Origin of the sequence: Bacillus paralicheniformis (assembly GCF_001042485.2) — a bacterium.
Lineage (GTDB): Bacteria > Bacillota > Bacilli > Bacillales > Bacillaceae > Bacillus > Bacillus paralicheniformis.
The window spans coordinates 96822-116181 of record NZ_LBMN02000018.1; the positions used below are offsets into that span (position 1 = coordinate 96822).

Annotated in this window: 20 protein-coding genes; 15 read left to right on the forward strand and 5 right to left on the reverse strand. The window is 46.4% G+C overall.

The window, feature by feature from the left end; translation table 11 throughout:
- Positions 1-5 precede the first annotated feature (5 nt).
- The gene (locus ACH97_RS14270; RefSeq protein WP_020452617.1) at positions 6-1703 is read left to right on the forward strand and encodes an NAD-dependent malic enzyme; all 1698 of its coding nucleotides are present in this window, start codon (positions 6-8) and stop codon (positions 1701-1703) included.
- 35 nt (positions 1704-1738) lie between these two features.
- Here the strand turns inward: ACH97_RS14270 and ACH97_RS14275 are convergent, their stop codons facing one another.
- Complete coding sequence (locus tag ACH97_RS14275; RefSeq protein ID WP_020452616.1) at positions 1739-2053, reverse strand: PepSY domain-containing protein; 315 nt, start codon at positions 2051-2053, stop codon at positions 1739-1741.
- 136 nt (positions 2054-2189) lie between these two features.
- On the opposite strand from ACH97_RS14275, the gene ACH97_RS14280 reads away from it, so the two are divergent.
- Complete coding sequence (locus ACH97_RS14280; protein WP_020452615.1) at positions 2190-3263, forward strand: M42 family metallopeptidase; 1074 nt, start codon at positions 2190-2192, stop codon at positions 3261-3263.
- Positions 3264-3315: 52 nt separating this feature from the next.
- On the opposite strand, the gene ACH97_RS14285 is transcribed toward ACH97_RS14280, so the two are convergent.
- Positions 3316-3762, reverse strand: coding sequence for a YtoQ family protein (locus tag ACH97_RS14285; protein ID WP_020452614.1), 447 nt, complete (start codon positions 3760-3762; stop codon positions 3316-3318).
- Between the two features lie 290 nt (positions 3763-4052).
- On the opposite strand from ACH97_RS14285, the gene ACH97_RS14290 reads away from it, so the two are divergent.
- From ACH97_RS14290 to motS, 13 genes are all read left to right on the forward strand, one after another.
- Positions 4053-4373 (forward strand): thioredoxin family protein, encoded by a 321-nt coding sequence (locus ACH97_RS14290; protein ID WP_003184462.1) that lies wholly within the window; start codon positions 4053-4055, stop codon positions 4371-4373.
- Positions 4374-4392: 19 nt separating this feature from the next.
- Complete coding sequence (locus tag ACH97_RS14295; protein WP_020452613.1) at positions 4393-5202, forward strand: DUF1444 domain-containing protein; 810 nt, start codon at positions 4393-4395, stop codon at positions 5200-5202.
- A gap of 18 nt (positions 5203-5220) precedes the next feature.
- On the forward strand, positions 5221-5826 hold the full coding sequence (gene ytpR, locus ACH97_RS14300; RefSeq protein WP_020452612.1) for a YtpR family tRNA-binding protein: 606 nt from the start codon (positions 5221-5223) through the stop codon (positions 5824-5826).
- Positions 5827-6010: 184 nt separating this feature from the next.
- Positions 6011-8914 carry a DNA translocase FtsK gene (locus ACH97_RS14305; protein WP_020452611.1) on the forward strand — a complete coding sequence of 968 codons (2904 nt, stop codon included), beginning with the start codon at positions 6011-6013 and terminating at the stop codon, positions 8912-8914.
- A 265-nt stretch (positions 8915-9179) separates the two neighbouring features.
- Entirely contained in the window at positions 9180-10478 is a 1299-nt protein-coding gene (murC, locus tag ACH97_RS14310; RefSeq protein WP_020452610.1) for a UDP-N-acetylmuramate--L-alanine ligase, read from the forward strand.
- A gap of 167 nt (positions 10479-10645) precedes the next feature.
- Entirely contained in the window at positions 10646-11068 is a 423-nt protein-coding gene (locus ACH97_RS14315) for a DUF948 domain-containing protein (RefSeq protein WP_020452609.1), read from the forward strand.
- A 3-nt stretch (positions 11069-11071) separates the two neighbouring features.
- Positions 11072-11488, forward strand: coding sequence for a YtxH domain-containing protein (locus ACH97_RS14320; protein WP_020452608.1), 417 nt, complete (start codon positions 11072-11074; stop codon positions 11486-11488).
- Positions 11489-11508: 20 nt separating this feature from the next.
- Positions 11509-11835, forward strand: a complete 327-nt coding sequence (gene ytxJ, locus ACH97_RS14325) for a bacillithiol system redox-active protein YtxJ (protein ID WP_020452607.1) — start codon at positions 11509-11511, stop codon at positions 11833-11835.
- A 149-nt stretch (positions 11836-11984) separates the two neighbouring features.
- Positions 11985-12602 (forward strand): hypothetical protein, encoded by a 618-nt coding sequence (locus tag ACH97_RS24055; protein WP_020452606.1) that lies wholly within the window; start codon positions 11985-11987, stop codon positions 12600-12602.
- Between the two features lie 211 nt (positions 12603-12813).
- Positions 12814-13890, forward strand: coding sequence for a bifunctional 3-deoxy-7-phosphoheptulonate synthase/chorismate mutase (locus tag ACH97_RS14335; RefSeq protein WP_003184447.1), 1077 nt, complete (start codon positions 12814-12816; stop codon positions 13888-13890).
- A gap of 316 nt (positions 13891-14206) precedes the next feature.
- Positions 14207-15208, forward strand: a complete 1002-nt coding sequence (gene ccpA / locus ACH97_RS14340; RefSeq protein ID WP_020452605.1) for a catabolite control protein A — start codon at positions 14207-14209, stop codon at positions 15206-15208.
- Between the two features lie 95 nt (positions 15209-15303).
- Positions 15304-16122, forward strand: coding sequence for a flagellar motor protein MotP (gene motP / locus ACH97_RS14345; protein ID WP_020452604.1), 819 nt, complete (start codon positions 15304-15306; stop codon positions 16120-16122).
- Positions 16112-16804, forward strand: coding sequence for a flagellar motor protein MotS (motS, locus tag ACH97_RS14350; RefSeq protein ID WP_020452603.1), 693 nt, complete (start codon positions 16112-16114; stop codon positions 16802-16804). Before motP ends, motS begins: the two co-directional genes overlap by 11 nt.
- 63 nt (positions 16805-16867) lie before the next feature.
- Here motS and ACH97_RS14355 read toward each other — a convergent pair whose 3' ends face one another.
- The 3 genes from ACH97_RS14355 to ACH97_RS14365 are packed head-to-tail and all read right to left on the reverse strand — an operon-like array spanning position 16868 to position 19323.
- Positions 16868-18028, reverse strand: a complete 1161-nt coding sequence (locus ACH97_RS14355; protein ID WP_025810994.1) for an acetoin utilization protein AcuC — start codon at positions 18026-18028, stop codon at positions 16868-16870.
- Positions 18025-18669, reverse strand: a complete 645-nt coding sequence (locus ACH97_RS14360) for an acetoin utilization AcuB family protein (protein ID WP_020452601.1) — start codon at positions 18667-18669, stop codon at positions 18025-18027. The genes ACH97_RS14355 and ACH97_RS14360 overlap by 4 nt, the downstream gene beginning before the upstream one ends.
- A 21-nt stretch (positions 18670-18690) precedes the next feature.
- Positions 18691-19323, reverse strand: a complete 633-nt coding sequence (locus tag ACH97_RS14365; protein WP_020452600.1) for a GNAT family N-acetyltransferase — start codon at positions 19321-19323, stop codon at positions 18691-18693.
- Positions 19324-19360: the final 37 nt, after the last annotated feature.

Sequence of the window (19360 nt, forward strand, 5' to 3'; positions counted from 1 at the left end):
GACGGGTGAGCCACAATAATCTGAATGAACAAGTGATCGAGACGCAATTAAGAGGATTTGAAGTCCTTGCAACGCCCCTGCTGAACAAAGGGGTTGCCTTCCCTCCGGAGGAAAGGGAAGCTCTCGGCTTGACAGGATTGCTTCCTCCCAAGGTGCTGACGCTTGAAGAACAGGCAAAACGGGCGTATAAACAGTTCCAATCACAACCTGATGACTTGAGCAAAAACGTCTATTTAACGGCGCTTCATGACCGAAATGAAGTGCTGTTCTACAGGCTTCTGAACGACCATATGACAGAAATGCTGCCGATTGTTTATACCCCGACTGTCGGAACGGCAATCCAGCAATACAGCCATGAATACAGAAAGCCGCGGGGGCTGTTTTTGTCGGTTAATGACCCTGAAGGCATGAAAACGGCATTTGAAAATCTGGCCGCTAAAAAAAGCCGGATCGATTTGATTGTGGCCACTGATGCTGAAGGGATTCTCGGAATCGGGGATTGGGGAGTCGGAGGCATCGCCATTTCGATCGGAAAGCTTGCCGTTTATACTGCGGCTGCGGGCATCGATCCTAACAAGGTCCTTCCCGTTGTCATTGATGCGGGGACGAACCAGGAAAGGCTTCTCAATGATCCGCTTTATGTCGGGAATCAGCATTCAAGAATCAGAGGCGAGCGTTATGAATCGTTTATTGATCAATACGTTCAAATCGCAACCGAGACGTTTCCGGGCGTTTTGCTGCATTGGGAAGATTTCGGAACGCAAAATGCACGTCAGATTTTAAAAAAATACAAAGACAAAATTTGCACCTTTAACGACGACATTCAAGGCACAGGAGCAGTCACCCTTGCAGCGGTGCTTGCGGCCGTCAAAATATCGAAAATGCCCCTAAAAGATCATAAAGTGGTCATATTCGGAGCGGGGACGGCCGGGATCGGCAACGCAGAGCAAATTCGCGCCGCTCTTGTTCAAGAGGGGGTGTCGGAAGAGGAATCATACCGCCGTTTTTGGTGTGTTGACCGGAACGGTTTGCTGACAGATGATATGAACGACTTGCAGGACATTCAAAAGCCGTATGCACGGCCTGCCGACGAGGTCAAAGACTTTAGCCGGAACGGCCCGGGGGATACAATCGATCTGCTTGAGGTGGTAAAACAAGTGCAGCCTACCATTTTGATTGGAACCTCTACTGTATCGGGCGCATTTACAGAAGAAATCGTAAAAGAAATGGCAAAGCATGTGAAACGGCCGGCTATATTTCCGATGTCCAATCCGACGCCGTTATCTGAAGCAAGACCAGAAGATTTGATCAAATGGACGGAAGGGCGGGCGCTCGTCGCCACAGGAAGCCCGTTTGCGCCTGTCGATTACAACGGCACCCGTTATGCGATCGGCCAGGCGAACAATGCCTTTGTATTCCCCGGTCTCGGTCTCGGAACGCTCGTATCAAAAGCAAGGCTGATTACGGACAACATGTTTTACGCCAGCGCAGCTGCGATCGCGGGTATGGTTGACATCGGACGGCCCGGCGCAGCGCTCCTTCCGGAGGTTGAGGATTTGCGCACGGTTTCCGCAACAGTGGCAACGGCTGTCATTAAAGCAGCCATAAAAGACGGAGTTGCAGAAAATGAGCCGGGCGATGTGATTCAAGCTGTACAGGATGCGATGTGGCATCCGGTCTACCGGCCGATTCGCGCCATTTAAAAAATGCGGCCATTTCAGGCCGCATTTTTTTGATGCTATGCTGCGGTATCAATCACATCTACGATCATGCCTGTCTTCGCATCAACCATGACTTCGTACTGTTCAAGCTCTCCGAAAGCAGAACGTGTAATGCCTGTTTTGTACACCATGACGGTTTCGCCGTTTACGGTATAGGCTTCCGGAACGGTATATATCCATGAACCGTCGATCGGGCCTCTCTGTTTAAAAGCGGACTTGACGATGCGCAGCGCTTTTTCAGAAGAAATGTAAGGCTGCATGACATATTGTTTGACAACAACGGCCGCGGCAATGCCGATGCCGGCCCCAAGAAGAAAATGGCGCAGTTTCATCTTTTCAGCACCTCCAAAGCTTGTTTTTTTCATTATACAGAACATGTCCGTCCGTGTTAAGGATGGGCTCTCTTCTGGAAACACATCGCACACTTATGTAAAATGTAGAGAGATACATAAGAAAAGAGGGAAACAGATGAATCAGGAAACGAGAACGCTTTTTCAAACGTTGACGGAGCTCCCCGGCGCCCCGGGAAATGAACATCTAGTCCGCCGTTTCATGAAAAAAGAGCTTGAAAAATATGCTGATGAGATCCTCCAGGACAGACTGGGAAGCGTGTTCGGCGTTAAACATGGACCTGAAGACAGTCCGAAAATTATGGTGGCCGGCCATATGGATGAAGTGGGATTTATGGTGACATCAATCACTGACAACGGACTGCTTCGGTTTCAAACACTGGGCGGCTGGTGGAGCCAGGTTTTATTGGCTCAGCGGGTGGAAATCCATACGGACAACGGGCCGATCCCCGGCGTCATCGCGAGCACGCCTCCTCATCTTTTAACAGATGAGCAGAGGAGACGTCCAATGGATATCAAAAACATGATGATTGATATTGGTGCGGATGACAGGGAAGATGCCGAACGCATCGGTGTCAAACCAGGCCAGCAAATCGTGCCGATCTGTCCGTTTACCCCGATGGCAAATGAAAAGAAGATCATGGCGAAAGCATGGGATAACCGCTACGGCTGCGGACTCAGCATTGAGTTGCTGAAAGAACTGCAAGGAGCAGAACTTCCGAACACGCTTTACTCAGGCGCGACCGTTCAGGAAGAGCTCGGCACAAGAGGTGCGCAAACTGCGGCCAATATGATACAGCCTGACTTGTTTTTCGCGCTTGACGCAAGTCCGGCAAACGATGCGAGCGGCGACAAAAATCAATTTGGCCAGCTCGGCAAAGGGGTGTTGTTAAGGATTTTCGACCGGACGATGGTGACGCACAGCGAAATGAGAAATTTTGTGCTGGATACGGCAGAGACTCATGACATCCCGTATCAATATTTTGTTTCCCCTGGAGGAACCGATGCCGGTCGTGTTCACATCTCAAATGAAGGCGTTCCTTCGGCCGTGATCGGCATTTGTTCAAGATATATCCATACATCTGCTTCCATTATCCACGTTGATGACTACCTTGCTGCAAAAGAATTGCTGCTCAAGCTTGTCAAAGCTTGCGACAGTTCTGCCGTACAATCGATTTTGCGAAATGATTGAACAAAGAGACCCTGTGCCGCTTTACGCACAGGGTCTCTTTTTGATGATACAGCTACCGGCTTTCAAATACGTACGACAACGATTTAATCGCCTGATTGACAGTTTCTACGGTAATGTTCGCTTTGTTTGACAGTTCTTTTAACGGATGATGGAGTGACTCAGGACGGATGATGATCAGCGGCTTGCCTTTGGCAATCGCGTATGAAGCATCCATCGCCGTGTTCCATTGCTTGTATTTTTCCCCGAAAAGAGCGATGACCACATCCGCTTTGTTCATTAAAACGGAAGTTCGAAAATTATTCAAATCCGAGGCTGCATCATCTTTCGCGATCGAATCAGCCTGCTTGCCCATAATTTCTTCACCGATGTTGTCGGAGCGGTCGTGATTTTCCATCGGTCCGACAAACGTGATCGGCAGCTTGAGCGATTTTGCTTTTTCCTTCACTTCTTCACGCCAATTGCTATGTATTTCTCCGGCAAGATAAACGATAAATTCCATACATACTCCTCCTGACTGTCATGGGATCACGGCGCAAGGCGCCTTAACGGATATTTTTACCCTATTACTTACCATGTTAAACGAGAATGGCTTGATAAAGCAAAAAAATTATGCTTATGATATGAAAGAGGATCGGATCGTTAAGATTTTCCCTTTTTAAAACGGGTAAGATACATAAAGAATCGTTCATCTTTTAAAAAAGCAGGTGGACAGCAAAAGGCTGGATATGGAGCCGGTTGTCTGGTATGATCCGAATGGATGATAAGAACATATATTGGAGGCGTTGAGTGATGAAAACGATCGAGACGAATGAAGAACTGCAAAAAGTTGTGAAAGACGATTTATCCTTGTTGATGTTTTCGGCTGACTGGTGCCCGGACTGCCGTTTTGTAGAACCGTTTTTGCCCGAGCTTGAGGCGAACTATCCGGAATTTACATTCTATTATGTTGACCGTGACAAATTTATTGATACGTGCGCGGAGTGGGACATTTTCGGAATCCCGAGCTTCCTCGTATTTAAAGAAGGAAACGAAATCAGCCGCTTTGTCAGCAAAGACCGAAAAACGAAAGAGGAAATCGAGCAATTTTTGACAGATTCCCTGAATAAGTAGCCGAAAGGAGAGTTCCTCTATGAAAATGACGTCAAGGAAACTTTCCGATATATTAAAAAAACGTTTGCAAAATGACAACTGGTCCTTTCATTTCGATAGGGAAAAAGACACCTTGAGAATCGAGGATAAAAATACAGGAAAAGGCATTACACTCGAACTCCCGGGGATCATCGCCAAATGGGAGCAGAAAAAAGATGATGCGATTGACGAAGTCGTCTATTATACTGAGGAAGCACTCAATGCCATGAAAGGCCAGTCGCAGGAAATGGAAGGGCGGGAAAGTCTCATCTATCCCGTCATCCGCTCGACTTCCTTTCCCGAGAAATCCAGCGCAGGCGTTCCCTTGATTTTTGACGGCCACACGGCTGAAACACGAATATACTACGCGCTCGACCTTGGAAACACATACCGGCTGATCGACGAAAAAATGCTGGAAAAAGAGGGCTGGACAAAGGAAAGGATTCGGGAAACGGCTTCCTTTAACCTTCGCTCGCTCCAAACCGTTGTCAAAGAAGACGCAGTCGCCGGCAATCACTTCTACTTTTTCAGAGCAAATGACGGCTATGACGCCAGCAGGGTGTTGAACGAATCGATTCTCGCAGAGTATGAGAAAAGCGCGGAAGGGACACTGGCGGTGTCAATCCCGCACCAGGATGTGCTGATTATTGCCGACATCCGCAACAATGCTGGATACGATATTCTCGGGCAAATGTCGATGAGCTTTTTTGCAAACGGAACAGTGCCGATCACTGCGCTTTCTTTCCTTTATGAGGATGGAAAGCTTGAACCGATCTTTATTCTGGCTAAAAACCGCCCTAAAAAGAAATGATAGAAAGGAATTTTTCTCATGAACGCATTTTATAATCCAGAAGGCGTAGGCGATACGCTGCTCATCTCATTGAACGATATTCCGCGCGAAGAGATCGCTTTTGAGCGCTGCGGAGACGTCGTGAAAATTTTTCATAAAGACACAAAGGAAACAGGAGGCTATAACATTTTTAATGTCTCCTCATATTTAAGCATTGAGGAAAGCGGAGCTGTTGCGCTTTCCGAATCCTTTGTCCAGGATGTGAATGAAATTCTGGTCCGCAACGGTTTGAAAGATGAGCTGACCGTCGATCTTTCTCCGAAGTTTGTAGTCGGATATGTCGAAGAAAAAGAAAAGCATCCGAATGCCGATAAACTGAGTGTCTGCAAAGTGAATGCAGGGAGCGAGACGCTGCAAATCGTCTGCGGAGCTCCTAATGTTGAAGCCGGCCAAAAAGTCGTCGTAGCCAAAGTTGGAGCCGTGATGCCGAGCGGTATGATTATTAAAGATGCGGAACTTCGCGGAGTGGCGTCAAGCGGTATGATTTGTTCTGCCAAGGAACTGAACCTCCCAGACGCGCCGAAGGAAAAAGGCATTCTTGTCCTTGATGACAGCCGTAAAGCAGGAGAAGCTTTTACATTTTAACGGCATAAAATGAACAAAACTTTCGAATAGATGTAAAAAAGAAGCCGCTGGGTAGACAAACTTGGCGGCTTTTTTATTCGGAGGGCGGACACATGAGAAGGACTTGTCCTTTTCTGGGTGGGGAAGCAGTGGTATACTTAAAACCGTCCCCGAAAAATTTAAGGGAGTTAGAGAGTGATGATTCATGAGCTGGTTTAATAAAATGTTCAGCCTGTTTTTAGGCGATGATGAAGATAATGAAAAACAAAAAAAGCACATAGAAGAGTTTGAGGCGGATTCATTTATAGAGAAAGAAGAAGAAATGCCGCAAATTTCCGACGCAAAAGTCGTATATGAATATCCAAAAGGGAAATTCCGCTTCCCGGTTATACCTGATCAAAACTCGCGGCCGCGGGAAAAGGATGACAGCCGCGAACAAAGGACCCGCCGCCCGGCAGGCCGGCACACAGCTTCTCAGCCGAAACCCGGAAATTCCTATCATCATGAAGAGAAAGCGGCGAAAAAACCCTTTAGGCCGTCCGTCATCCCGTCACCGGTTTACGGCTTTCATGAACAGAAAAGAGCCAAACCGGAAAATTATACATATCGTGCAAACAAACAAATGGAAGCGCGTGTCACGCTGTTTAACGAAGAAATTGAAAAAGAGCAGAAGGTTGCCGGAAATAAGCAGCCGGTACGAGAAGAACCTTCCTTGCAAACTGAAAAGAACGGCCGTCCGCTGACTAAAAGCGAGAGTCGCAATCCGACATGGCGAGCCGAATTTGAAGATGTCCCGCATATGTCGGAGGAAACGGATTTCCGCCGAGAGCAAATCACAGAAGGTGGCGAAGCCGCTGAAGAAAAAGTGCTGCGGCATGAATCCGAACGAACGGAAACCCCTGTCTCAACACGTACTCCGGAAGAAACGGAAATCCGCCAAGAGCGAATGACAGAAGACTCTGGGCTCGCCGAAGAGAAAGCGCTGCGGTATGAATCCGAACGAACGGAAACCCCTGTCTCAACACATACTCCGGAAGAAACGGAAATCCGCCAAGAGCGAATGACAGAAGGCGGCGGGCTTGCCGAAGAGAAAGCGCTGCGGTATGAAGCTGAAGAAGAGACAGCCACCGCATCATGGAACATAACGGAAGAAGAAGCAATTCCCGCCGAGCAAACGCCGGAACAAATCGAAAAGCTTTTGGATCAGATCGAGGAAACCGGAGAAGAGAAGGAAACTGCAGAGGATGCAGAAACCATCGTAGAAGAACATGGGGAGACTAACGGCTCGGACGAAATGCTGCCTGACCCGGAAGCTTTTCCAGAAAAGCAGTACACTGGCCGCAGTTCTGAAGTATCCGACCAGAGCGATGGTCCTTCCGATAACAAAAACCGGACAGATTCCAACACGCCGGCTGACGCTCGTGAAGAAACAAGCGGAAGCAGCCAGGCTGGCTGGAGACATGAGCATGCATCATTTTCACCGGAACCGGAAGAGACAGCGTCAAGCGCGGGTGAACCCGAAAACAGCGAACAGGACCGGGAGAGTACAGGGACAGTTGAGGGGCGGCCCGAGGCTCCGCGGAAACGGGAAACAGGAGCTGCTCCGGGATCGAAGAAAGGCTCTGTTCCGTTTAATGTCATGATGCTTTCATCAGATAAACAAAAAGAAAAAGCGCCTCAAGGATATCAGTTCCCGAATATGTCTTTGCTTGATGTGCCTCCGGCGCAAAAGCCGGATGATCAGGCCTGGATACACGAGCAGCGCGAGCTGTTGGACGTCACGCTTGAGAACTTCAATGTCAAAGCAAATGTCGTTCATGTCACCCAGGGGCCTTCTGTGACAAGATTTGAGGTGCATCCTGAACCCGGAGTGAAAGTAAACAAAATTACAAATCTGTCAGATGATATTAAACTCAGCCTGTCAGCGAAAGATATTCGGATCGAAGCGCCGATTCCGGGAAAAAATACGATCGGAATTGAAGTGCCGAATCTGCATAGTAAAATGGTTTATTTGCGCGAAATGATCAGAAGTTCGGAATTCAGAACGAATCCGTCCCCTCTGACCGCAGCCCTCGGACTCGACATTTCCGGAAAGCCCGTCGTGGCAGATCTGAAAAAAATGCCCCACGGGTTGATTGCCGGGGCTACAGGATCAGGGAAAAGCGTATGCATCAACACGATCTTAGTCAGTCTGCTATTCAAATCGGCGCCGAGGGATGTCAAGCTTCTGCTTATCGATCCTAAGATGGTGGAGCTTGCTCCGTATAATAAAATTCCTCATCTCGTCAGTCCTGTCATCACAGATGCCAAAGCGGCAACTGCTGCATTAAAATGGGTTGTCGAAGAAATGGAGCGGCGCTATGAATTATTTGCCCATTCCGGTGTTCGGGAAATTGAACGATTTAATGAAAAAGTCCGGGAACAGAACATGGGTGAAAAACTTCCTTATCTTGTTGTCGTGATTGATGAACTTGCCGACTTAATGATGGTCGCTCCGAATGAAGTGGAAGAAAGCATCTGCCGAATCGCACAAAAAGCAAGAGCGTGCGGCATCCATCTTCTGATCGCGACGCAGCGGCCTTCAGTTGATGTCATTACCGGCTTGATTAAAGCCAATATACCAACAAGAATAGCGTTTTCTGTATCAAGCGCCGTCGATTCAAGAACGATTATCGATATGGCGGGAGCTGAAAAGCTGCTTGGAAAAGGGGATATGCTGTTCCTGGAGAACGGTTCAGGCAAACCGGTCCGCCTGCAGGGCAACTTTGTTTCCGACCGGGAGATTGACCGTGTCGTTTCACATGTCAGACGGCAGCAGGAGCCGAACTATTTATTTGAACAAGAACAATTGGTCAGACAAAATCCGGCCGGATTTGATCAGGATGAACTGTTTCTGGAAGCGTGCGAATTTGCCGTGGAACAAAACAGCGCCAGCACTTCAAGCCTGCAGCGGCGCTTTCGCATCGGCTATAACAGAGCTGCCAGATTAATCGATATGATGGAAAGGGAAGGCATGATTTCTGAGGCGAAAGGAAGTAAGCCGAGAGAAGTCCTGATTACAAAGGCCGAGCTTGAACAGTTAATAGAAAGTAGTTCACTTTTCGGCTAAACATGGTATGATAGCAGATGGGCGTGTTTTTTTTAGAGCGCCGCATATTAAAGCGCCGGCAGCGGCGTTTTAATCCGTTTTTAAGAGCACTTCCGTGAAAGGGTTCAAAAAAATCCTTTACGCAGGAGGTTTATTCACTCTTGAAAATGTCTGATACTGAATATAATGATGACTTTGAAGAAAACGATGCGGCCGAGCTTAGGTTGCAAATTGAAATAAGCGTCATATACTGGGAAGCAGATAGACGTTTGTTGGAGGTACAATTATGACTGTTTATCATTTTGTCGGAATAAAAGGGACAGGTATGAGTCCGCTTGCCCAAATTCTCCATGATAATGGATATAATGTCCAAGGATCGGATATCGAAAAGTACATTTTTACACAAACCGCTTTAGAGGAGAGAAATATCCCGATATATCCGTTTGATCCGGAAAATATCAAGCCGGGAATGACTGTTATTGCCGGAAATGCTTTTCCCGACACCCATCCTGAAATTGAAAAAGCGCGAGCCGAAGGCCTGCAAGTCGTGCGGTATCATAAATTCCTCGGTGACTATCTGAAGAAATTTACGAGTATTGCCGTGACAGGGGCACATGGCAAAACGTCAACGACGGGTCTTTTATCCCATGTCATCCAGAAAGCAAAACCGACATCTTATCTGATTGGAGACGGGACTGGAAAAGGCTGCGAAAACAGCGAGTACTTTGTGCTTGAAGCCTGCGAATACAGAAGGCATTTTCTGAGCTATCAGCCTGATTATGCGATCATGACAAATATTGATTTTGATCATCCCGATTATTTCGCGAATATCGATGATGTATTTGACGCATTTCAAACGATGGCATTACAGGTGAACAAGGGAATTATCGCATGCGGCGACGACGAATATTTGATGAAAATCCATGCGAACGTTCCAGTCGTATACTACGGCTTTGCCGAGGAAAACGATTTTCAGGCGAGAAATGTCATCAAAAATACCGAGGGCACAACGTTCGATGTTTTCGTCAGGAACACATTCTACGATACCTTCTATATACCGGCATACGGCAGCCATAACGTTCTGAACGCTTTGGCCGTTATTGCACTCTGCCATTATGAACAGGTCGATGTCGATATCATTAAAGAAGGATTGCAAACCTTTGGCGGCGTTAAACGCAGATTTAACGAAAAACATGCCGGCAGCCAAGTGTTGATTGACGATTATGCCCATCATCCGACTGAAATCACGGTGACGATTGAAGCAGCCAGACAGAAGTATCCGGAACGGGACGTTGTCGCAGTATTTCAACCGCATACATTTACGCGTACGCAGTCGTTCCTGAATGAGTTTGCCGAAAGCCTCAAGAAAGCCGATTACGTATATCTTTGCGATATATTCGGATCTGCCCGAGAAAATGCAGGAAAGCTGACGATCGGCGATTTGCAGGAGAAAATCCCGCAGGCGAAGCTGATCGATGAAAATGACACATCGATTTTAAAGGAGCATGAAAATGCAGTGTTAATTTTCATGGGCGCAGGTGACATTCAAAAGTATTTAAAAGCATATGAAAATGTATTAGCATAATGAGAAAAAGGCAGTGTGAGTCAATCCGCTGCTTTTTTGTACATATGGAGCCGGGAGTTTCTGTTAAAGGAATTCTCCTGTGCGTGTAGAAAAAGTAAATATAAAGGTTTACGATTTAAACAATTGGGTATACATCAATTGTAAGACCTTAGCTCGAGGAGGATAAGATGATTATTATTCTATATTTAAGCGCCGCACTCATTGCTGTCAGCTTTCTTATTCTGGTTATCTATTTATCAAAAACATTAAAATCGCTTCAAGTCACACTCAATCATGTTGCCGCAACGCTGGAAGGTGTTGAAGGACAAATGAAAGGCATCACAGCTGAAACAACGGAGCTCCTGAATAAGACGAACCGGCTCGCTGATGATATTCAGGAAAAATCTTTGAAGCTGAATACGGTCGTGGATGCCGTTCAGGAAGTCGGCACATCGGTCAGGCAGTTTAACAGCTCCATTCAGCAGGTTTCAGAGTCCGTCACATCAGCCGCAGAGCAAAACCGTGAAAAAATTTCTCAAGTTGTCAGCTGGAGCAATGCAGCTTTGGAAATTTGGAATAGATGGAAACAAAAGAAGATGAAGGAGGAATAATTTATGAGTAAAGATGGAATGAATACTAAAGATTTTTTAATCGGCACATTTGTAGGCGGAATCATCGGGGCAGCCGCAGCTTTATTTTTAGCACCGAAGTCAGGGAAAGAGCTTCGCGATGACCTCGGAAATCAGGCTGTCGTTTTAAAAGATAAGACCGGAAAGCTCACAAGCGAAGCGAGGGAGAGAGGTTCTGAGTACGTCAGCATCGCCAAAGAGAAGACATCTTCGATTTCACAGCTTGTTGCCGACCAGTCTTCACAGATCATGGATAAAGTCAAAGACTTGCGAAACAAAGGTGCTGAAAAAGCTGATGAACTAAAGGAAGAAGCATCGACTAAAATCGAAGAACAGGCTGAAGAAGCCAAAAATGAAATAGAAGATGAAGCAAGGGAAACAGCGGATACCGTCCAGAAATAATGGAGGAAAGGGAGATCACCGTGTCGAAACAGCTCATTCAAACAGAGGATGAATTTAAAAAGCTTGCAGAAAACAACGATACATTTATCTTTTTGAAACATAGTGTGACATGCCCGATCAGCAGGCGCGCGTTTGAAGAATTTGAATCATTCGCCAATCAGCATGAAGACATACCGGCTTATTATTTAAAAGTGCAGGAAAGCCGACCGCTGTCAAACTATATCGCTGAGCAGTACGGAATTAAACACGAAAGTCCTCAAGCCTTCATTTTTACAAACGGGAACGTGAAATGGCACGCCTCCCATTCGCAAATTACAGCTCAAGCACTTGCGGAAAACAGCAGATAATCCGCAGGTAAAAACGGCCAAGACGTATAGCGTTTTGGCCGTTTTCTATGTTGTTATGATGCTTTTGCCTCATGGAAATGCCTTTTTAGGATAATGTATCGTTTGATCCATGGTTGTACGTTATAATTAATAAAACAGGAGGTGATGAGTTGAACACTGAATTAAAGGACATGCTTCAATCCGTTCTAAAAGAAGAATTGAGTCCGATCAATCAGCGTCTTGATGGAATCGACAAGCGCTTAGACAAAATCGACGCACGCTTCGTTGAGGTCGACAAGCGCTTCGATGAAGTGGATGCACGCTTCGCTGAGATCGACAAGCGCTTCGATGAAGTGGACGCACGTTTCGCTGAGATCGACAAGCGCTTCGATGAAGTTGACGCACGCTTCGTTGAGATCGACAAGCGCTTCGATGAAGTGGACGCACGTTTCGTTGAAGTAGATAAGCGCTTCGATGAAGTGGACGCACATTTCGTTGAAGTAGATAAGCGCTTTAACGCAATCGACAAGCGCTTCAAAGAAATAGACGGGCGCTTAAACAAAGTAGAAAACCGCTTAAACGCAATGGACAAGCGGCTGAATCGGCTTGAAACAGATATAGATGAACTGAAAAGAGGACAGGAGAGGCTCCCGAAAACGATCATCGAGAACATCGGACAATTTACGGAGAACATTGTCGAACATGCCGATGATAAGGCGGCTGCCTTGAATGACAGGGTTTTTAGCGTCGAAACCGCAATACAGAGAATATACAGGTTATCAAGTTAAAGAATCAAACAGGATTCTTTTTTTTTATTCTTCCGACAAACACCCGCACAGCAAGGGATAAACCGCATATAATGCTTTATCGCTTAAAAGCGTTTTGGTAATAAAGAATTTTTTCGTGACATTTTAAGAAACATTGTTTATAATAAACCCTAATCAATTGAATCATTCTTATTCTCATAGAGGGTGAAGTTAAAAAGAAAGGATGGATAACATGAGCAACACTGAACTTGATTTGCTGAGGCAGCAGGCGAATGAATTAAACTTGCAAATATTAAAGCTGATTAATGAGCGAGGAAGAATCGTTCAGGAGATTGGAAAAGCGAAGGAAGCGCAAGGCATCAACCGCTACGATCCAGTCAGAGAAAGAGCGATGCTGAACGAAATTATTGAAAATAATGACGGACCGTTTGAAAACTCGACGATCCAGCATATTTTCAAAGAGATTTTCAAAGCTGGACTTGAGCTTCAGGAAGACGATCACAGCAAAGCACTGCTCGTTTCCCGCAAGAAAAAGCCTGAAAATACGATCGTTGATTTGAAAGGCGAAAAGATCGGCGACGGAGAACAAAGATTTATCGTCGGTCCGTGTGCAGTTGAAAGCTATGAGCAAGTAGCCGAAGTTGCAGCCGCAGCTAAAAAGCAAGGCTTGAAACTGCTTCGCGGCGGAGCCTTCAAACCCCGTACAAGCCCGTACGACTTCCAAGGCCTCGGTGTTGAAGGCCTGCAAATCTTAAAGCGTGTTGCTGATGAGTATGATCTTGCCGTCATCAGTGAGATCGTGAATCCGCAGCATATTGAAGAAGCCATTGATTACATTGATGTTATCCAAATCGGCGCCCGCAACATGCAAAACTTCGAGCTCTTAAAAGCCGCCGGTTCAGTGAAGAAGCCGGTTCTGCTAAAGCGCGGACTTGCCGCAACGCTGAAGGAATTCATCAATGCAGCGGAGTACATCATGTCACAGGGCAATGATCAAATCATCCTTTGCGAACGCGGAATCAGAACGTATGAGACAGCGACTAGAAATACGCTTGATATCTCAGCTGTGCCGATCCTGAAGCAGGAAACTCACCTTCCTGTATTCGTGGATGTCACTCATTCTACCGGACGCCGCGACTTGCTGCTTCCGACAGCAAAAGCAGCGCTTGCGATCGGAGCTGACGGCGTCATGGCCGAAGTTCACCCTGATCCTTCTGTCGCGCTTTCCGACTCTGCTCAGCAAATGGATATCCCGACATTTGAAAAATGGTTAAATGAACTGAAGCCGCTCGTTCAAGTAAAAGCATAAGATTCGTTTATGGACCGCTTTCGAGCGGTCCTTTTTTTAGTTGTCATCAAAAATTGTCGAAAAAATGTCTTATTTTTAATTAAAAAGCTGTTTATTCTTATTTAAATTAATTATAAAAATAAAGGGAACGTTTTCATATTAGGTAAAACCGTGTATAATTTCAGAGAGCCCCTTTATGTTTTGGCAGGTTATGAAAAATAATGTAAACTTGAGTTCTGTTTATTTTACATAAAGTTTTACATTTTGACATTTCTCTACATGAAAATGTTTATGCTATAGGAAAAGAAAAGTGTACCCAGTTGAAGGAGTGGTAAAAATGAGTAATGTGACAATATATGATGTAGCACGCGAAGCAAATGTAAGTATGGCAACCGTTTCCAGGGTTGTGAACGGAAATCCGAACGTCAAGCCGACGACGAGAAAGAAGGTGCTTGAAGCCATCGAGCGTCTTGGCTATCGTCCAAATGCCGTGGCAAGGGGCCTTGCAAGCAAAAAGACGACGACTGTCGGCGTGATCATTCCCGATATTTCCAGCATCTTTTATTCAGAGCTGGCGAGGGGAATCGAAGATATCGCAACGATGTACAAGTACAATATTATTTTGAGCAACTCCGACCAGAATATGGACAAAGAACTTCATCTTTTGAATACGATGCTGGGAAAACAAGTTGACGGTATCGTCTTTATGAGCGGAAATGTCACTGAAGAGCATGTGGAGGAGTTTAAGCGGTCACCAGTTCCGATCGTGCTTGCGGCATCTGTTGAAGAAAAAGGGGAAACGCCGTCGGTTGCGATCGATTATGAACAGGCGATTTATGATGCGGCTACCATGCTGATTGAAAAAGGCCATAAGCGCCTTGCGTTTGTATCAGGACCTATGACTGAGCCGGTCAATCAAGCGAAAAAACTTCAAGGCTTTAAAAGAGCGCTTGAGGATAAGGGGCTGACATTTAAAGAAGAGTATGTCGCAGAAGGCGATTATACGTACGATTCAGGAATGGAAGCGCTGGAGGCGCTAATGAAGCTGGATGAAAAACCGACGGCCGTCCTGTCAGCGACAGACGAAATGGCACTCGGCGTTATTCACGCAGCACAGGATAAAGGACTGGCTATTCCGGATGACCTTGAAGTGATCGGCTTTGACAATACAAGGCTTTCATTAATGGTTCGACCGCAGCTGTCGACTGTCGTCCAGCCGACGTATGATATCGGTGCCGTAGCGATGAGACTTCTGACAAAGCTGATGAACAAAGAGGAAGTCGAAGAGCATATTGTCCAGCTGCCGCATCGCATTGAACTCAGACAATCAACAAAATGATCATGATTAAATAAACGAGAAAGAAAGCAAGTGTTCACAGCTTTTTTCGTGAATTGCTTGCTTTCTTTTCCTTGAGCTGGAGAGATTATGAAAAAATGAAACGATTTGATTATCTGACACCGGTCGGTTTGATTTTGGGTATTTTCATTTTAGTAATCGGCGTTGTCTCTGGAGCGGGGCTTTCCGGTTTTTATTCGTTTATCGATTTGACGTCTTTCTTTATCGTGACGGGCGGATTGTGTGCAGCTGTTTTCATCAGCTTTTCCCCGAAAGATTTAAAAAGAGCGCCGGCTGTGCTGAAGCAGGTCTTTATTTCGGAAGAAGACGATGTACGCGACTTGGTCAAAACCTTTGTCAGCCTGTCTGAACAGGCGCGCAAACAAGGAATTTTATCATTGGACGCCAATATCAATGAAATGAAAGACCCGTTTTTGAAAAAAGGTCTGCTTCTTGCCATCGACGGATGGGACGAGGAGACGATCCGCAATGTGATGAACTCGGAAATCGCCGCGATGGAAGAAAGGCACAGAAAGGGAAGAAGAATCTTTGAAAAAGCGGGGGAATTTGCCCCTGCATGGGGAATGATCGGAACCCTTGTCGGACTCGTCATGATGCTCAAAAACCTGAACAAGCCGGAAACGCTCGGTCCGAATATGGCGATCGCCCTTTTGACGACGCTTTACGGATCCCTTTTAGCCAACATGCTGTTTATACCGATCGCCGCAAAGCTTGAAGAAAAGACTGAGAATGAAATCTTTAAGAAGCAGGTCATGATCGAAGGCATCATCGGCATCCAGTCGGGAAGAAATCCGCGAAATCTGGAAAGCCAGCTTGTCGTTTTCAGTTCAAAAGAAGAATGGGCAAAAAAGCGGGCGGATCATATAAAACAAAAGGACAGGGCTCATGAAGCTTAGACATGAACGAAGAAAGCGCGAGCAGGGTCGCAAATCGTCAAACTGGATCATCACGTTTTCGGATTTGATTACGCTTATCCTCGTGTTCTTTATTTTACTGTTTTCGATGTCGCAAATCGATTTAAACAAATTTAAAGCAGCAGTCGGTTCATTTCAAGACAGGGCCGACGGCAAATCCGCCGCAGAGCTGAAAAAAGAAAACGCGGACGATCAGAAGGCTGAAAAAACGGCTAAAAGCCAAGAAGATTTATTAAAGAAAATCAACGACTATATTGAAAAAAATGAACTGTCAAGTTTGATAGCGGCCAAGCGTGATGAACGGGGCATCATCCTCGTCCTTCAGGAAGCGGTTTTGTTTGATTCGGGAAAAGCGGATCTGAAAGACCAGGCTCACCCGCTTTTGCATAAAATCGCCGTCCTTCTCAAATCAGTGTCCAACCCGATCCGTGTGGAGGGGCATACGGACAGCCGCCCGATTTCGACTTACCGTTTTCCATCCAATTGGGAGCTTTCTGCGGCAAGGGCGAGCACTGTGATCGGCTACTTTACGTCGAAAGAAAAGCTCGACTCTTCACGTTTTCTTGCCATCGGTTATGCCGATACAAAACCGGTCAAGGACAACCGCACAGAGAGCCATATGAAGGAAAACAGGCGCGTCGAAATTGTCATCGCAAAAAAATAAGTGAGAAGAAAGCAAGGTCTTGCATAAAAGCAAGGCCTTTTCTGTACGCCGGGATTTTTCGTATTAAGTGGCGCGCTTGGCAGAGCGAATCGGATAAAGAGCTTTGGCAACGGTTTGGGCGTTTTTCTCCGTTATTTCGGATTTTCTTGGGATCGAAGGATACAAATCTGCCGGGTCGGACCAGTTGGCAGGAAGCCGGACAGATGCCTGCTTCCCCCACTTTTTCAGCCATTTTTCAGGCATCTTATCCTCAGGTTTCATCCCTTTCATTTCAAGCCAGATTCTTGCCCATGCCCTCGGTACGACGCGCCAAATGTCGTACCCTCCTCCCCCGACAGCAATCCATCTTCCGTTGCAATAGGTGTGTGCAAGTTCGTGAGCGAGCTTTGGAATCTCTTCGTAAATCTTCATCGTCGTGCACAAGTGTGTCAGAGGATCGTAGTAATGCGCGTCAGCTCCGTTTTGCGACAAAATAACGTCCGGTTTGAAAAACTCAGCTATTTCAGAAACAGCCGTCCGGTAGGATTCAAGAAAAGACTCATCTTCTGTGAAGGCATCGAGCGGGATATTAAAAGCGTAGCCGTAGCCTTCGCCATGACCTCTTTCCTGTACTTGCCCCGTTCCCGGGAAAAGGTAGCGGCCGGTTTCATGAATCGAGACGGTACACACGGAAGGATCATCATAGAACGTAAACTGCACCCCGTCGCCGTGATGGGCGTCCGTATCAATATATAAAACCTTCGCATGATATTTTTTCTGCAAATATCGTATCACAACTGAACTGTCGTTATAGACGCAAAATCCTGAAGCTCTTCCTCTGAATCCGTGGTGGAGCCCGCCTCCGAGATTGAGGGCGTGTCTTGCTTTGCCCGTCATGACATAGTCTGCAGCTGTCAGTGTTCCGCCCACCAAAAGGGAGGCGGCTTCGTGCATCCCGGCAAAGACAGGGGTATCTTCTGTTCCAAGCCCGTAGTTTTCGCTTTCGGCTGCCGGGAGTTTTCCCGCCCCTGCAAGCTGGACAGCCTTGATGTAATCGCCTGTGTGAACAAGGCCGAGCTCGGCTTCTGTCGCTATGCGCGGAGCAATCGTTTCTCCCGGTTCAAATGCGCCGACCGTATTCAAAAGATCGTATGTTACATAGACTCGCAGCTGATTAAACGGGTGATCTTGATGAAATTGATAGGTTTGGTAAGAGGGAGAAAAAATAAATACGCTGTCCTTCATGGCAAATCCCTTTGAACAGCCGGCCAAAGAACCTGATACCCTTTGGACTTCACGTCTTTGATGATAGAGGCGGGATTCATTGTTTGAACGCGAAACACGAGTATTTTCGAATCATCTTCATCACCGGGATATACGAGCACGCTCAATATGGCGATTTGGCGCCTGCTGAAAATGGCGCTGATATCAGCGAGGCTACGGGCGATATGATCGGTTTTGATTTCGATTTGGGAGCCTGGAAAATGGGCTCCTGTCAGCTGGACGAACGTATGCAGCAAATCGGATTTTGTCACAATGCCGACAAGCTTCCCGTTTTTTACGATCGGGAGGCAGCCGATTTCGTGTTCGAAAAAAATAGCTGATATTTCTTCGGCAAAATCAAGCGGGTGACCGGTGATCACTTCTTTTGACATAATCAGTTCCACCGGCTTTTTTAAATCTTCGTCAGATCTGTTTTGGGCAAAAATACTCGGACTTGCTGTTTTGACGTCCCTGTCCGTGACGATGCCTATGACCGTTCCCCGTTCATTGATGACGGGAAGGTGTTTAATATGAAATGTTCGCATGCGTTTGATCGCTTCTTCAATCGTATCCGTTCTGGAAAGTGTCACAACATCCCGTTTCATGATTTTTTCAACAATCATATTCAGGTCCCCTTTGCTCCCTTAATACATAAAACGATTGTGGAATCTGAGTCTGTCAAAACGCTCGATCGACTCCTGACTGACCTCTTTTCCGATGCGGGCCATTAAACAGTTGGCGGGATGGGAGCTGATTTCCGGATCGTCTGTCGCAAACCAGACAAGCCCTCCGGCATTCATCATTTTCTCCATCATCTTTCTGTATTCCCAAACATCTTTATTAGTCCCCTTTAGATCCCAATGCCAGTAATATTCAGTCGTGATGATGATATATTTTTCCATCTGTGGATCCATCATGCTGACCGCAAGCAGCGTCTTCCCGACAGAGTGACCCCTGAACGCCGGAATGACTTCGATGGCTCCAAGCTCAATTAAATTTTCCATGTTTCCTTCAGACCATCTTTCAAGCGGGTCTGGATAAACATATGTCACATAGCCGACAATGGTTTGCCGGAAACGGGCGATGATGATCCGTCCTTCGGGAAGCCCTGCGATTTCGATTAATGCTTCATGTTGTTTTTGAGATGGGCGAAAGGCTGTAAGCTCGTTGTGAAATTCATATTGTGCGAGTTTTTCGGGACTGATAGGGCCCTCTATCAGCACGGAGCCTTTCTCGGTCTGCAATTCTTTGGCATGATAAGTTTTGTGATGGTCCACGTATCCACCGCCTTACATCTTAGTTGAAGTCTTTTAT